14 protein-coding genes are annotated in these 16677 nt (G+C 34.9%); 12 read left to right on the top strand and 2 right to left on the bottom strand.

All coding sequences use genetic code 11. The features are described 5' to 3' along the window. The first annotated feature begins 9 nt into the window (after nucleotides 1-9). The 12 genes from rpsA to CLOS_RS07975 all read left to right on the top strand — a co-directional run bounded on the left by rpsA (nucleotide 10) and on the right by CLOS_RS07975 (nucleotide 14722). Nucleotides 10-1146, top strand: coding sequence for a 30S ribosomal protein S1 (gene rpsA / locus CLOS_RS08030; protein ID WP_012159416.1), 1137 nt, complete (start codon nucleotides 10-12; stop codon nucleotides 1144-1146). A gap of 94 nt (nucleotides 1147-1240) precedes the next feature. Beyond that, entirely contained in the window at nucleotides 1241-2014 is a 774-nt protein-coding gene (locus CLOS_RS08025) for a CheR family methyltransferase (protein WP_012159415.1), read from the top strand. A 12-nt stretch (nucleotides 2015-2026) separates the two neighbouring features. Next, nucleotides 2027-3079, top strand: a complete 1053-nt coding sequence (locus CLOS_RS08020) for a M42 family metallopeptidase (protein ID WP_012159414.1) — start codon at nucleotides 2027-2029, stop codon at nucleotides 3077-3079. Further along, nucleotides 3070-4092 (top strand): M42 family metallopeptidase, encoded by a 1023-nt coding sequence (locus CLOS_RS08015; RefSeq protein WP_012159413.1) that lies wholly within the window; start codon nucleotides 3070-3072, stop codon nucleotides 4090-4092. The genes CLOS_RS08020 and CLOS_RS08015 overlap by 10 nt, the downstream gene beginning before the upstream one ends. Further along, nucleotides 4092-5087, top strand: a complete 996-nt coding sequence (locus tag CLOS_RS08010) for a M42 family metallopeptidase (protein ID WP_012159412.1) — start codon at nucleotides 4092-4094, stop codon at nucleotides 5085-5087. The genes CLOS_RS08015 and CLOS_RS08010 overlap by 1 nt, the downstream gene beginning before the upstream one ends. 165 nt (nucleotides 5088-5252) lie before the next feature. Further along, complete coding sequence (locus CLOS_RS08005; RefSeq protein WP_012159411.1) at nucleotides 5253-5882, top strand: MerR family transcriptional regulator; 630 nt, start codon at nucleotides 5253-5255, stop codon at nucleotides 5880-5882. Nucleotides 5883-5966: 84 nt separating this feature from the next. Beyond that, on the top strand, nucleotides 5967-7382 hold the full coding sequence (gene miaB / locus CLOS_RS08000; protein WP_012159410.1) for a tRNA (N6-isopentenyl adenosine(37)-C2)-methylthiotransferase MiaB: 1416 nt from the start codon (nucleotides 5967-5969) through the stop codon (nucleotides 7380-7382). Between the two features lie 184 nt (nucleotides 7383-7566). Next, complete coding sequence (gene mutS / locus CLOS_RS07995; protein WP_012159409.1) at nucleotides 7567-10191, top strand: DNA mismatch repair protein MutS; 2625 nt, start codon at nucleotides 7567-7569, stop codon at nucleotides 10189-10191. Between the two features lie 11 nt (nucleotides 10192-10202). Further along, nucleotides 10203-12053, top strand: coding sequence for a DNA mismatch repair endonuclease MutL (gene mutL, locus CLOS_RS07990; protein WP_012159408.1), 1851 nt, complete (start codon nucleotides 10203-10205; stop codon nucleotides 12051-12053). An 11-nt stretch (nucleotides 12054-12064) separates the two neighbouring features. Further along, complete coding sequence (gene miaA, locus CLOS_RS07985) at nucleotides 12065-13006, top strand: tRNA (adenosine(37)-N6)-dimethylallyltransferase MiaA (RefSeq protein WP_012159407.1); 942 nt, start codon at nucleotides 12065-12067, stop codon at nucleotides 13004-13006. A 41-nt stretch (nucleotides 13007-13047) separates the two neighbouring features. Continuing rightward, nucleotides 13048-13290 (top strand): RNA chaperone Hfq, encoded by a 243-nt coding sequence (hfq, locus tag CLOS_RS07980; protein ID WP_012159406.1) that lies wholly within the window; start codon nucleotides 13048-13050, stop codon nucleotides 13288-13290. A gap of 163 nt (nucleotides 13291-13453) precedes the next feature. After that, nucleotides 13454-14722, top strand: coding sequence for a methionine gamma-lyase family protein (locus tag CLOS_RS07975; RefSeq protein ID WP_012159405.1), 1269 nt, complete (start codon nucleotides 13454-13456; stop codon nucleotides 14720-14722). 65 nt (nucleotides 14723-14787) lie between these two features. Here the strand turns inward: CLOS_RS07975 and lexA are convergent, their stop codons facing one another. Both lexA and CLOS_RS07965 read right to left on the bottom strand, forming a co-directional pair. Then, on the bottom strand, nucleotides 14788-15408 hold the full coding sequence (lexA, locus tag CLOS_RS07970) for a transcriptional repressor LexA (protein ID WP_012159404.1): 621 nt from the start codon (nucleotides 15406-15408) through the stop codon (nucleotides 14788-14790). A gap of 83 nt (nucleotides 15409-15491) precedes the next feature. Beyond that, nucleotides 15492-16613 carry a tyrosine-type recombinase/integrase gene (locus CLOS_RS07965; protein WP_041719126.1) on the bottom strand — a complete coding sequence of 374 codons (1122 nt, stop codon included), beginning with the start codon at nucleotides 16611-16613 and terminating at the stop codon, nucleotides 15492-15494. Between the last annotated feature and the right edge of the window lie 64 nt (nucleotides 16614-16677).

Genomic DNA, 16677 nt, shown 5'->3' with positions numbered 1-16677 from the left:
GGTTTTAACGTGAGCAATGATATGCAAAATTTAATGGAAGAAATAGAAAAATCGATGGTAAGACTTAGAAGAGGAGAAATTGTTAGTGGTAAAGTAATCAATGTTACGAACAATGAGATATTTGTAAATGTTGGTTATAAATCCGATGGAATTATTCCTAAAGATGAAATATCTAATGATATAACTGTACAACCTTCAGAACTTGTTAAAGAAGGCGACGAAATAAAAGTATATGTACTAAGTCTAGATGATGGTGATGGTAACGTATTACTTTCTAAAAAAAGAGTAGATTTAACTAAGGGTTGGGATGATCTTGAAAAAATTAAAGAAGCGGAATCCTTAGTTGAAACGAAAGTAATCGAAGCTGTAAAAGGCGGTGTGGTAGCCATAGCTCGTGGCGTTCGTTGTTTTATACCTGCAAGTCAATTATCTGATCGTTTTGTTGACAATCTAAAATCTTTTGAAGGAAAAAGCTTTACTACAAAAGTAATGGAAATTGATCGTAAGAGAAATAAAGCCGTATTATCAAGAAAAGTTGTATTAGCAGAAGAGAATAAACATAAAAAAGTAGAGCTATTTTCAAAGCTAGATAAAGGAATGCAAATTAGTGGTGAAGTAAAACGTATTACAGACTTTGGTGCATTTGTAGATATTGGTGGAATCGATGGTCTTGTTCATATTTCTGATTTATCTTGGGGTAGAGTAAAGCATCCAAGTGAAGTAGTGACTATTGGAGATATTGTTAAAGTAGTAGTATTAGATTTTGATAAAGATAAAGGAAAAGTATCTTTAGGTTTAAAGCAAACTCAAAAGCAACCATGGGATGATGTCGAACTAAAATATCCAATTGGAAGCATCGTTGAAGGAAAAGTAGTGCGATTAGTAGACTTTGGTGCATTTGTAGAGTTAGAGGTAGGCTTAGATGGTTTAGTTCATATTTCGCAAATTAGCGAAAAACATATTGCGAAACCTTCAGAAGAGCTTCACATTGGACAAAAAGTGAAAGTAAAGGTATTGGATGTAAAGCCTGAAGAAAAACGTATTAGCTTAAGCATCACAGCAGCAGATGAAAAAGAAGAAGCAATTGAATACGTTGCTGAAAATAGTCCGACAACAATCGGTGAAATTTTAGAAGAAAACAAATAAAAAATAAAGAGTCTTTGACTCTTTATTTTTTACAATATACTATAATTTCCAATCATTGCTTTAATTTCAAAATATAGTCTAGGGGGAATTACTTATGGAAGGCTATGAAGGTTTTAAGAGTAAAATCTATAAAAAAACTGGAATTGATTTAAACAGTTATAAAGAACGTCAAATGAAACGAAGAATAGAATCTTTGATCACACGGAATAATTTTTCATCGTATGATACTTATTTCGATGCGATCAGCAGCAATAAAAAGCTCATGGATGAATTTATCAATTATTTAACCATCAATGTATCTGAATTTTATAGGAACCCTCAGCAGTGGGAAATACTAGAGAGTACAATCATACCGAATCTATTAAAATCAAAATCCAAGATAAAAATTTGGAGTTCTGCCTGTTCGACTGGAGAGGAGCCCTATTCTCTGGTAATGCTACTGACAAAGTTTTTTCCCCTCAGTCAGATTTCTGTCTTGGCAACGGATATCGACGAGGGTGCTTTAAATAAAGCGAAGCAAGGTGTTTATTCAGAAAAAAGCTTGGATAATTTACCGAAACAATTTATAGATTTATTTTTTACTAAGCTCAATGGGACCTATAAAATAAAGGATGAGATAAAAAATCAAGTTTCATTTAAAAAATTTAATCTGCTTGAAGATGAATATCCAAATCAGTGCGATTTGATTCTATGTAGAAATGTAATGATCTACTTTACAGAAGAAGCAAAAAATATAATGTACAAAAAATTTCACGATTCCTTGAGTAGTGAAGGGGTTCTTTTTGTAGGAAGTACAGAACAAATCATATTGCCAAATCGGTACAACTTAGCACCAGTAAAAACCTTCTTCTATAAGAAGGCTAAATAAAGGAGGTTGAATATGTATTTAGAAGAAATACTTAAGAACTTGACAGAAACATCAGGCGTTTCTGGACATGAAGCTGAAGTAAGAGAAAAGGTAAAAGCTTATTTCACAGAATATTGCGATGACGTTCAGGAGGATTCCTTAGGGAATATTATTGGACTAAAGAGAGGAACTTTAGGCAACGGTAAAAGTATTATGTTAACTGGTCATTTAGATGAAATTGGTTTAATGGTCAAAAATATTGATGAAAATGGTTTCATCCAATTTACCAATATTGGTGGTGTAGATCAGCGTACACTTTTATGTCAAGAGGTTATTATTCATGGAAAAGAAAAAATTTACGGTGTTATCGGAGTGAAGCCACCTCATATCACCACCGAAGAGGAAAGAAGAAATGCTCTTGAAATAGAAGACCTATTAATCGATACAGGATTTACAAAAGAAAACCTGCTGGATCTCGTTCAAGTTGGAGATGTTATTACAATTAAAAGAAATTTGCTCAAATTACAAAATGATTGGATTTCTGGAAAAGCACTGGATGACCGTGCAGGCATCGCCTCATTATTGGCATGCCTAAAAAAGTTAAGCAATGTAAAGCATGAAGCAGATGTTTATGTTGTTGCTACTGTGCAAGAGGAAGTAGGAACTAGAGGAGCGATTACATCCTCTTATACGATCGAACCTCAGATTGGAATAGCAGTAGATGTAGGCTTTGGTAAGACTCCGGAATTGAGCCAATACGATGCCATCGAGCTTGGAAAAGGTCCTGCAATTACAGTAGGGCCCAATATTCATCCAAATATATTTAATAAAATAAAGCAAGTTGCAATTGATGAGTATATCGATTACCAAATTGAGGTTGCTCCTGGTACTTCTGGTACGGACGCTTGGCCAATGCAGGTAAGTCGATCTGGGATTGCCACAGGTGTTTTATCAATCCCTCTAAGATATATGCATACATCTGTGGAGACCATCAGTTTATCAGATATCGAAAAGACAGGAAAATTACTTGCCAATTTTATTGTTGCGTTAAATGAAATTGAGATGGAGGAGTTCTTATGTTATTAAAAAGATTAACTGATGCAATGGGCGTTTCTGGGGACGAAAAAGAGGTAAGAGATCTAATTTTATCTGAAATCAAGGAACATGTGGATCGCTTGAAAATAGATACCATGGGGAATATCATCGCATATAAAAAAGGAATCAAAGGCGATACGACCATTGCTGTAACCGCGCATATGGATGAGGTTGGCTTTATTATCAAGGGAATTGATGGGGATGGTTTGATTAAATTTGCTGCTATTGGCGGTATTGATGCGAGAATATTGGTATCGAAACAAGTTCTTGTTGGAAAAAATAAAATAAATGGCGTGATTGGAGCAAAAGCCATTCATTTACAAAGACCGGATGAGAGAAAAAGAGCTTTATCCATCGATGATCTATACATTGACATTGGCTGCACAAGCAAGACAGAGGCAGAAAAATTAGTACATGTAGGAGATTACATCGGTTTTTACAGTGAATATGTAGCGTTTGGCAAAAATCGTATTAAAGCCAAAGCCTTGGATAATCGAGTAGCCTGTAGTATACTCATAGAACTGCTACAAAGTGATGTAGATATGGATATCATCGGTGTGTTTACTGTACAGGAGGAGATCGGTTTGCGCGGTGCAGAGGTTGCAGCAAATCAAATCGATGCAGATTTAGTTATTGTTTTAGAGGGCACCACATGCTCTGATGTATCCAATGTAGAACCCCATATGCAGGTGACGGCTCTAGATAAAGGTCCTGCTATTTCATTGATGGATAGAAGTTCTGTTTACAATAGAAAGTTTGTGGATATGGTGGTTGAAACTGCAAAGGATGCTAATATTCCTTGGCAATATCGCAGATCCACCTTTGGTGGAAACGATGCTGGAAAATTTCATACAGCGAAATCAGGAACACCCTGTGTATCTATAGCGGTTCCTTGTAGATATATCCACTCTCCTGTATCTGTGCTCAGTAAAGATGATTATGAGAATTGCAAGAAGCTTTTATTTACGTTTATAGATCGAATTCGTGAAAGGGGATTACAATAATGGAAAATTTGAATATAGATCTACTGAAAAAAATCGTCAGTACTTACTCTCCTGCTGGAAATGAAACTAGAATTTGTCAGCTTATTAAGAAAGAAGTAGAACCCTACGCAGATGAAATTTATACTGATGCACTGGGCAATCTAATCGTAAGAAAAAAAGGAACAGGCAAGAAGGTTCTTTTAGCTGGCCATATGGATCAAATTGCATTAATGGTAACATATGTTGACGATAAAGGTTTTCTTCGATTTACGAACATCGGTGGTATATCTCCTGCGGTTACATATTCTCAAAGGGTAATCTTTGAAAATGGCACGATTGGTGTCATCGGATGCGAAAAAATAGACAGTTTAAAGGATTTAACTCTGGACAAATTATTTATTGATATTGGTGCAACTTCTAAGGAAGAAGCTGAAGAAAGAGTCTCCATCGGGGATGTATGTGTATATTACAGTGAGGTGATCGTGGACGATCGCCATATGATTGCACCAGCGCTGGATGATCGAATTGGGTGCTATATCATGATAGAGATTCTAAAAACAATGAAAAGTTCTAAAAATGATATTTATTTTGTATTCACCGTTCAAGAGGAAGTTGGAACGAGAGGTGCTAAAACTGCTGGATATGCAATAGAACCAGATGTGGCAATATCCTTCGATGTTACAGCTACTGGAGATACACCGAAGGCGAGACCGATGGCTGTTCAATTAGGCCATGGCCCCGCTGTAAAAGTAAAAGATAATTCGATTCTTTGTCATCCAAAAGTGAAAAACTTGATGATTGATAACGCAAAAAAACATTCTATACCATATCAATTGGAGGTTCTTGAGTTTGGAGGTACAGACTCTGGAGCAATTCACTTGACTAGAAGCGGTGTTCCATCTGGGGTACTATCCATCCCAACAAGATATATTCATAGTACTTGTGAAATGGTTTCACTATCCGATGTAAAGCAAACCATCAATTTATCCATAAAGATACTAGAAGAAGAAATTTAATGTAGAAAAAGAGATATAATTTTAAAATTATATCTCTTTTTGTATTCCTATGCAGAATGAAATAGAAATTTTTTTACTATTGATAGAATTTGTTTTACGATTTATGGTATAGCATAAAGGGAATTGAAGTCTCTCTATTGAAAATATCAATAGGAGGGGAAGATAATGTTGAGTAAAGAAGAAACGTATTCTATCAGCCAAGTAGCTGAGTATACTGGATTTAAACCGCATGTAATCCGTTTTTATGAAAAAGAATTCAATCTAAATATTCCTAGAAGTGAAAATGCTCGAAGATATTTTACGAAGAAAGAAATTAATCTATTTTTATATATTAAAAGCTTACAGGAAAAAGGTTCGTCTAATAAGGAAATCAAAAAGTTATTGAAATCCAAAGATATAAATATTGAAGAAGATTTTAATAAAATTAATGGTATCAGTGAAGTTGAGGATCAGAATCATGCCAATGACCTTGATGAAGGCATTATTTCCACAGAAAGTTTCCATATAAATTCTAAGGATGAAATTATTGCCGTATTGGAGCAGTATAACTATAAAAATGAAATAGAGAAGTTAAAAGAAAAGGTAGAGGAGTTATTGCTACAATTAAGTGGGTCTGATAAGATGAAGGATAAAGATATCTTGATCTGTGAAAATGCTAAGTTGAAATTAAAGGTGAAAGAAAAATCCTATGAAGTAGCTGAATTGAAAGATAGATTGAAACAGATCGAAACGCAAAGAACTTCTATATTCAGCAGGATTTTCAAACCAATGAAAAAGCAAAAAAGTTTACTTTAAAAATCCAGGGGATTCATGTATAATTGTCTATAGCTGAATACAGTTGTTATAGAGCAATATGCGTAGAAAACTAGGAGGATAATAATGAGTAAAAGGGCAAAGGTAGTTGTTTCACCAGAAAAAATAAAAAAACAAAGTGACATTATTGAAGAACTCAAAATATATAATCGTGGAAAAAATAAAAAATATATGATTACAACCTATGGTTGTCAGATGAATGAGCACGACTCAGAGACCTTATCTGGTATGTTGGAAAATATGGGATACAGCATTACAACAAATAAGGAAGAAGCAAATTTAATTATATATAATACCTGTTGTGTAAGAGAGAATGCAGAATTAAAGGTATATGGCAATATAGGGGCCTTAAAGGCACTAAAGAAAAAAAATGAAGATTTAATTATAGCAGTGTGTGGGTGTATGATGCAGCAACCACAGGTTGTAAAAGAGATCAAAAGGAAATATCGACATGTAGATTTGGTTTTTGGAACCCATAACTTATATCGATTTCCAGAACTTTTATCTAGATCCATGGAAACAGAAGGAATGTTCATCGAAGTATGGGATGAAGAAACTGGGATTGTAGAAGGTCTACCTGCGAATAGAAAATACGATTTAAAAGGATTCATTAATATTATGTACGGCTGTAACAATTTCTGTACTTATTGCATCGTGCCTTATACAAGAGGAAGAGAGCGTAGCAGGGAAGTGGCAGATATTATTAGAGAGGCGACGGATTTAGCGAATAACGGCACAAAAGAGATTACGCTACTGGGTCAAAACGTAAACTCTTATGGAAAAACCTTAGAACATCCGATCGATTTTGCAGATTTATTGAGAGCGCTTAATAAAATTGATGGAATTGAACGTATTCGTTTTATGACTTCTCATCCTAAGGATTTATCCGAACGATTAATTGATGCAATCGCCGAATGCGACAAGGTTTGTGAACATTTCCATCTACCGTTCCAATCCGGTAGTAATCAGATCTTAAAAGCCATGAATAGAAAATATACCAAGGAAAATTATTTATCCATCGTTAAAAAGTTAAAGGATAGGATTCCAAACATCGGATTGACTACGGATATTATTGTTGGTTTTCCTGGAGAAACGGAAGAGGATTTTCAAGATACATTGGATATTGTACAAGAAGCGCGATATGACTCAGCGTATACTTTCTTATATTCCATACGTGAAGGTACACCTGCAGCAAAGATGCAAAACCAAATCGATGAAAAGGTGAAGCAGGAAAGATTTAGTCGATTACTAGATAAAGTAAATGAAATTAGTGCAGAGATTAATCAAAGTTATCTCAATAAAGTGGTAGAAGTTTTAGTGGAAGGCCCTAGCAAAACCGATTCAAATAAATTGATGGGTAGAACGAGACAAAATAAGCTTGTAAACTTCAGTGGCGATGAATCTTTAATCGGTAAACTAGTGAATGTTCGTATTGTAGAATGTAGGACATTTTCATTAAACGGAGAAGTGATACAGGAATAAAATATTTTGAGCAAACAGACCATAAAATCGTTGTATAGAGTTCCTTTACAATGGTTTTATGGTATATTTATTTTGAAACGGTAAAGATTTTTTGAAAGATATTTAAATGTAGTAACACTATTTGATATAATGGTAATTATATTAATTCGTATAAGGAGGAATAAATTTGAGGAAGTTAACTCCTATGATGCAGCAATACATGGAAATAAAGAATCAATATAAAGATGCCTTAATGTTCTTTAGACTAGGCGATTTCTACGAATTATTTTTTGATGATGCCGAAACTGCCTCTAGAGAACTAGAAATCACTTTAACTGCAAGAGATTGTGGCCTGGAAAGCAAAGCACCCATGTGTGGTGTTCCATACCACGCTGCCAATGGATACATCGATAAATTAGTTTCAAAAGGATACAAGGTTGCAATATGTGAGCAGGTGGAGGATCCTTCTGTAGCAAAGGGGATCGTTAAAAGAGATGTTGTGAGAGTCATTACGCCAGGTACGTTAATTGATACAAATTTATTGGAAGACAAGAAAAACAACTATTTGGTTTCTTTATATATGTCGTCTTTAGGATGTGGCTTTAGCTATGTGGATATTTCTACTGGCGAGCTACTTTCCACCGAAATAGTTGGTACGTCAATAGAGCAGAACTTAATCGACGAAATCAGCAAAATAGAGCCCAATGAGCTTATTTATTTCGTAGAAGAAGAGGACAAGATTGGTACCAATTTCATCGAAGGAATCAGAAAAAAATTGAACATCCATATATCGAAATACGATCCTTGGACCTTTGAGGAAAGCTATGCCATGAACCAGATAAAGAATCAATTTAATATTTTAACTGTGGAGAGTCTAGGGTTTTCATTAAATCATTTAGGGATAAATGCTACTGGAGCCTTGATACATTATCTAAAATCAACTCAAAAAAGGACGCTTTCCCATATCAATAAAATCAATATCTACACTTTTACAGAAAAAATGGTATTGGATATATCCACAAGGAGAAATCTAGAGTTAACAGAAACGATTCGAGGCAAGAATAAAAAAGGCTCTTTATTATGGATATTGGATAAGACGCAAACTGCCATGGGTGGAAGGATGATCCGGAAATGGATTGAGGAACCATTACTAAATATCCAAAATATCAACAGAAGATTAGAAGCAGTTGCGACATTAAAAAACGATATTTTATTAAGATGTGAGCTCAAAGAAAGCTTAAAGCAAATTTATGATTTAGAGAGACTGTCCGGAAAAATTGCTTTTGGTTCGGCTACCCCCAGGGATTTAGTTGCACTGAAAAAATCTGTTGCTTTTTTGCCGGACATAAAAAAATTATTTGAAAACGAAAATTCAGGATTGTTAAAAGAACTGCTAAATAATATTGACACATTAGAAGATATTCAAGCACTGATTGAATCCTCGATTTTAGATGAGCCATCAATATCATTAAAGGATGGTGGAATCATCAAAGAAGGATATAATGATGAATTGGATGAGCTTTACGTAGCAGCAAGAGAAGGAAAGCACTGGATAGCAAAGTTAGAGCAAGCAGAGAAAGACCGAACGGGAATTAAGTCTCTAAAGGTAGGATATAATAAAATTTTTGGATACTATATTGAAATAACGAAGTCAAACCTACATCTCGCACCAGAAAATTATATCCGAAAACAGACATTAGCCAACTGCGAACGATATATTACACCAGAGTTAAAGGAACTGGAAGATAAGATTTTAGGCGCTGAGGAAAAAAGCATTGCTATTGAATATGAGCAGTTCATAGAAATTCGTAATATGCTCCTACATGAGATCGAAAGAATCCAGAGAACGGCTCGGGCTGTAGCAGAGCTAGATGTATTATATTCCTTTGCAGAAGCTGCAAGTGAAAATAATTATGTAAAACCTACCGTAAATAGTAGCGAAACTATCGATATAAAAGAGGGACGCCACCCTGTAGTAGAGAAAGTGTTAGAAAATAACATGTTTATTTCCAATGATACCTATATCAACACAGAAGACGAACAACTTTTGATGATAACGGGACCCAATATGGCAGGAAAGTCCACCTATATGAGGCAAGTTGCTCTAATCATCTTAATGGCTCAAATTGGTTCCTTTGTTCCAGCCACCAGTGCTACCATTGGAATTACGGATAGAATCTTCACTCGGGTAGGTGCGAATGATGATTTATCTCAGGGACAGAGTACCTTCATGGTAGAGATGAGTGAGATGGCCACTATTGTAAATTTGGCCACGAAGAAGAGCTTACTTATCGTTGATGAAATTGGTAGAGGGACCAGTACTTTTGATGGGTTAAGTATTGCCTGGTCCACTGCAGAGTATATATGCCAATCATTAGGGTCCAGAACACTTTTTTCTACCCATTACCATGAACTAACAAAGCTATCAGAAACCTATCGTGGTATTAAAAATTATAAAGTTCTAGTAAAAGAGGACAAAGAGGATGTCATATTTCTGCACAAGGTGGTGAAAGGGAATGCTGATCGAAGCTATGGTATTCAAGTAGCAAAGTTAGCAGGGTTACCAGCTGCCATTATAACTCGAGCAAGTCATATACTTTCAGACTTAGAGCGAGAAAGTATTCAAAAGGAACAATATATAATTGAAAGTACCGCAGAAAATACTTTAACAGCATCCACAGATGTTGCTAATGAAAAACAACTGAAACTAGACGACTTTATTGAATCGGAGATCGTGAAGGACTTAAAGAAGATAAATTTATTGGAAACCACTCCTATGGATGCATTGAATATATTATATCAATTGCAGAAAAAAGTTGCCGAAATTTAAGGAGAGATAGAATGAATAGAGAGATTCGCTTGTTAGATGATTTAACAATTAATAAAATAGCTGCCGGCGAAGTAGTAGAATCACCTCATTCAGTAGTGAAGGAGCTAGTAGAGAATGCTATCGATGCAGCATCCTCTGCTATCATTTTAGAAATTCAAGAGGGTGGGAAAAAATACATTCGAATTACGGATAATGGTGTAGGAATTAAAGAAGAATACGTGGAAGCAGCCTTTATGAGACATAGTACATCTAAGATTGCTCATATTGAAGATCTCAGTCGGGTTGAATCTTTGGGCTTCAGAGGAGAAGCTTTGGCCAGCATTGCAGCTGTTGCTCAAGTAGAAATGATCACGAGACCAGAAGGACAGCAGCATGGTGTATTGATCCATATCAACGGAGGTAAAGTTGAGACGATAAAAAAGGTAGGATGCCCCGTTGGAACAACCATAATCGTAAAGAATCTCTTCTTTAATACACCTGCAAGGCTGAAGTTTTTGAAATCTAACAATGGAGAAACCATGAAGATTACAGAGATCATTACTCGTTTATCCTTGAGTAACCCCAGTATATCATTCAAATATATAAACAATAATAATATTATGTTTACCACTCCTGGTAATAATATGCTATCACAAGCCATACTGTCGGTTTTTAATAAGGAAACCTTTAAAAACTTAATTTTATTAGAGGACCATCAAGAAGGGATGACTTTGCATGGCTATATTGGACAGCCCAGCTTTGTAAGAGGCAATAGAAATCTACAAATTGTTTTTATCAACGGAAGATACGTTAAGAACAAAGTAATCAGCAGAGCGATTGAAGTAGCTTATAAAGAAAAAATTATGATCAACAAATATCCAATCTGTATTTTAAATTTAAAGATCCATCCCTCTGTATTGGATGTTAATGTACATCCTGCGAAAATAGAGGTCAAATTTGAGGATGAGGAGAAAGTATACCACTTCATACTAAAAGCCATACTGAAGGCCTTAGAAAAACAATCCATTGTACCAAATATGTTAGAATTAGCACCTAGAACCAATATCGATAAAAAGCAACCACAGCGACAAATTCTTAAAGTTGTAGAGGAGAAACAAGAAGATATCGTAATAGGGAAATCTTTGGCTTCTATTCAGGATCAGATGAGCGTACAGGAGACAAAAGAAAACTATAGCAAAAATCTAGATTTTACATCGCTAAAAACACCAGTTGAAATTGTTGAAGAGCAGATTCAAATAGCTTCTGTTGAAGATCACAATATTGTTCAATCTTCTTTTTTAAACAGTCTATTAGACCGATACCATATTGTAGGACAAATATTTAGTACTTACATCATATTAGAAAACGAAGGATCTATGTATTTAATTGATCAACATGCGGCCCATGAAAGACTGCTATATAATACTTTCCGACAAGAAATTAAAGCTGAAAAGGTTGCATCACAAAGACTATTGGCGCCTATGGTCCTAGAATTATCCAAAGAAGATTATATGTTTTTATTGAATCATCTCTATATCTTTGAAAAATTAGGATTTGAAATTGAAAACTTTGGCGGCAATGATATCATTATAAGACAGGTTCCTATGATTTTAGGAAGACCACAGAATTTTTCCTTTATCTACGAGATCTTAGATGAAGTTAGAAAGTATAACGACGTAAATGCGATGTTTGAAGATACCATTGCAAAAAAGGCATGTAAAGAAGCAATCAAAGCAAATGACAAAATGGATTCTATTGAGATCAGAAAATTAATTGAGGATCTCAGCAAGCTTACACCACCTTTAACATGTCCTCATGGAAGACCCATTATTCTAGCAATGCAGAAATATGAGATTGAAAAGCATTTTAAAAGGATACAATAGGAGGTACTGAATTGAAAAAAAGACTATTGATTATTGTGGGACCTACTGCCGTTGGAAAAACAGATACATCGATCATTTTAGCTAAAGAATTGAATGGCGAAATTATTTCAGCAGATTCTATGCAAATTTATCGGTATATGGATATCGGCACCGCAAAGCCTAATGAGGAGGAGAAGAAGGGGATCCCACACCATTTGATTGATATCGTGAATCCGGATGAAGAATTTTCCGTAGCAGAGTTTCAAAAAATAGCAAAGAATCACATAAATAGATTAATCGAGGACGAAAAGCTACCCATTGTGGCAGGTGGGACGGGGCTCTATATCAACTCTTTGATCTATGATATGGATTTTACACAATCAATTTCCAACTGGGAACTAAGAGGGGCCTTAGAGGCTGAAGCGAGAGAGAAAGGCAATGAATATGTCTATAATAAACTAAAACAGATAGATCCTCATGCAGCAGCTAGAATTCATCCAAATAACTTAAAAAAGGTAATAAGGGCTATTGAAGTGTACGAAGAAACAGGAGAGAAAATTGGTGATTTTAGCACAGATTTAAATATTAACCAGGAGTATGATGTTTTTTTCGTAGGTTTAACTAGAGATCGAGAAGAATTATATGATAGAATCAATATGAGAGTAGACGCAATGATTGAACAAGGTCTTATAGAAGAAGTAAAAAACTTATTAAGCTTAGGATATGACAAGAATCTAATTGCCTTTAAAGGTTTAGGATATAAAGAAATCATTGGATACCTAGAGGGTGCATATAGTTTAGAGGAAGCCATGGATATTTTAAAGCGGGATACAAGGAGATATGCAAAAAGGCAATTGACATGGTTCAGAAGATATGAAAATATCCATTGGTACAATTTATCAAATTATGATTCTTGTGAAAATTTGGCAGAGTGTATTCTCAAAGATTTTAAAGGACATTTCAACTCATTGTAGAATAATAATATCAGTATAATTTAATAAGAGGAGAAGAGTTTATGAAAAATAATATTAATTTACAAGACGTGTTTTTGAACCAGGTAAGAAAAGAAAACATTGGTATCACAATATTTCTAGTGAATGGATTCCAGCTGAAAGGCTTTGTAAGAGGTTTTGATAACTATACAATCGTATTAGATAGCGATGGGAAGCAACAAATGATTTATAAGCACGCTGTTTCAACCATATCACCCAATTCGCCAGTTAATTTTAGTGCAGCTTTAAAAAAGATCAATGATTAATTGTAGTAAAACATTAAGACTTCTTATTCCTTTAATGAATAGGAAGTTTTTATTTGTAGAATTTATTTTGCGAGAGATGCTTAAAGCACTTGTGTTTACCTTATCAGAGAGGTATAATGCTATAGGATAGCTTATGATATTGCAATTGGAAGGAGATACATCAATGATACAGGAACTGTTAAAGGAATCTTTTGGTATACAAGAAAATTTAGTACAAAAGATTGCTAAGATTGAAGAATTGCTCATGGAAAGATTCCATGAGATAGATGAAATTAAACAGTATAATCAATATAAAGTATTAAAAGCGATGCAGGAATCTAGATTAAGTGATCAACACTTTAATTGGACCACTGGATACGGTTATAATGACATTGGTAGAGAAAAGATAGAAGAGATCTATGCTAAGGTTTTTAAGGCAGAGGATGCTATTGTTAGGCCTACTATTGCAAATGGAACCCATGCTTTAAGTTTATGTTTATCAGGATTACTTCACTCAGGTGACGAAATGGTTGCAGTTACTAGCAAACCCTATGACACATTAGATGAAGTCATAGGGATCAGAGGAACGTATAAAGGCAGCTTAAAAAACTTAGGTGTTACATATAAGCAAGTAGATTTTAAAGAAGATGGTAATGTGGATTTTGACAGAATCAATGAAGTTGTTACTGAGAAAACTACCTTAGTTTATGTACAGAGATCCACTGGATATAGCTTTAGACCTGCAGTAGATATTCAAACCATAGAGAAGATTGTTCAATTGGTGAAAGGAAAAAATAAAGATATTATCTGTATGGTGGACAATTGTTATGGAGAGTTTTTAGAGCATAGGGAGCCTACAGAGGTAGGGGTCGATGTATTAGCGGGTTCATTAATAAAAAATCCTGGTGGTGGCATCGTTTTGACAGGTGGGTATATCGTTGGTAAAAGTGACCTTATTGAACAAATATCTTATCGATTGACTTCGCCAGGCATCGGCAAAGAATGTGGCTTAACCTTTGGTTTATCCCGTCAGATGTTCCAAGGCTTATTTCTGGCACCACATATTGTAAGTGAAGCGATCAAAGGGGCTGTATTCTGTGCGAAATTATTCGAAGAAATGGGCTATGAAGTAAAGCCGAAATACAACGATATGAGAAGTGATATTATTCAACAAGTAAAACTTGGAAGTAAAGAGAAGGTAATTGCTTTCTGTAAGGGAATTCAAGCGGCGGCACCAGTGGATTCCTACGTTAGTCCAGAGCCTTGGGAGATGCCAGGTTATAACGATCCTGTAATCATGGCTGCAGGTGCGTTTATTCAAGGTTCTTCTATAGAACTCAGTGCTGATGCGCCTATTCGACCACCCTATATAGTTTATTATCAAGGTGGTTTAACGTATGAGCATGCCAAGCTAGGTGCTTTAATTGCTCTACAGAATATCAACAATCTATAAGAGATCGAACTACTTTATATGAAAAGAGGGCGTAAGGCCCTCTTTATTATTTTTATTCTATGATATTATAGCTTTCTAAATACCCCGATTACTTTCCCCAAAATAACAACATCTTTTAATAGGATAGGGTCCATTAAACTGTTTTCAGGTTGTAATCGGATATGATCACTTTCTTTAAAGAAGCGCTTTACCGTAGCCTCATCATCAATAAGAGCAACGACAATATCTCCATTGGATGCTGTGGATTGCTGCCTGATTACGACGTAATCGTTATCCAATATACCAGCTTCGATCATACTTTCGCCTTTAACATTTAAAATAAAGGTATTGCCATGATCGATAAAATTTAACGGAAGAGGAAACGTATCTTCAATATTTTCAGTAGCTAATATGGGCTGTCCAGCAGTAACTTTTCCTACAATAGGAACCTGAACCATTTCTTTATTATGAGAATAGTCGCTAAATGGATCATTGCTTAAAATTTCGATGGCTCTTGGCTTTGTAGGATCTCTCCGGATGTAACCCTTATCTTCTAATTTAGCTAAATGTCCATGAACCGTAGAGGTAGAACGAAGACCTACAGCTTCACATATTTCCCGTACTGATGGAGGATAGCCTCTTTTGTTAATTTCCATTTTCATATAGTTTAGTATTTCTAATTGCTTACCATTTAAGTCCTCGTACATTGGAAAACTCCTCTCTGTTATAATTTATATCTAAAGTATATCATAATTTAGGCAAAACATCAAACGTTCGTTCGAAAACAATGTTACTCCTCAATCCACTCAAAGTTTTTAACAATTTCTCTTTTTACATTTTTCTTATGGGCTGCGTATAACTGTGTTGTCGTAACATTATCGTGATCCAGTAAATTTTGAACATCATATATAGAGAACCCTTGTTGAATAAGAGAAGTAGCAGCTGTGGCTCTTAATTTATGTGGGCTATAACCATTTTCCTTTGTTGTTCCAAGGACAATGGCTGTATATTTCTTTACTAAATTTCGAATAGCCCGTGTGGTCATCCGCTTATTTTGTAAGGATAGAAATAAAGCATCTTTATTTTCATCGTCCAATAACTCACTGGATGTACGTTCATTTTCTACGTAATCCTTAATGACAATTTCGCAAGTTTTATTAATAGGCATTAAAACTTCTTTTCCTCGTTTTCTATAGATTCTAAATTCTCCCCGATTAAAGTTAAAGGAGGATAAATTTAATTGTTCCAACTCACTTAAACGTAATCCGTAGGTAACAAACAACACAAGGATTGCTTTATCCCTTAATTTAGTTTTTTCCCAGTACTTTTTTTCGCTTTCCGTAAAATGTTCTCCTGAATCAACAGCATCTAACATTAAAGCAACTTCATCAATTTCTAGTCTTTTGATGGCATCTGGTTCCTGTTTTGGGAGACGAATGGGGTTAAAGCCATCTGTAATATTTTCTTTAACGATTTCATCACGGTATAAGAATTTAAATAATACAGACAGAGATGATTTCTTTCGTCCTAAGGCTCTGTTGTCATTTTCCATGATTTTTACAACGTCATAACTTTCCACAGCGTATCTAGAGCAATAGTCACCGATAAAACGATTAATGGTTTTAGCGGTGATTTTATTAAAATCATCGACTGTAATATGAATTACTTCTTCGGCAGAAGTTATATCGGTTTCTTTAATTAGGTATTTGCAGAAGAATAAGACATCACTTAAATAAGCAAGTCTGGTGGAAAGTGCAACACCATTTTTTAAGTAAGTAAAAAAATCTCTCATGAAAGGTGGTAGTTGCTTTTCTATTTCTAAACATTTTTCAATGATATGATTCTGTTTAATAACAATGTTATCCGGTTTATCCGATTTGTTATGTACACTGATCTTCGTTTGTCTTGCCATGGTATCAGCTCCTTGTATATAAATTAAAAGCATAAAGTATAGAGAGGATATAATGTAAGTATAG

The sequence above is a fragment of the Alkaliphilus oremlandii OhILAs genome (assembly GCF_000018325.1).
GTDB classification, from domain to species: domain Bacteria; phylum Bacillota; class Clostridia; order Peptostreptococcales; family Natronincolaceae; genus Alkaliphilus_B; species Alkaliphilus_B oremlandii.
The sequence above is the reverse complement of the archived record's forward strand: the minus strand, read 5'-3'. Positions and strand labels throughout refer to the sequence as shown.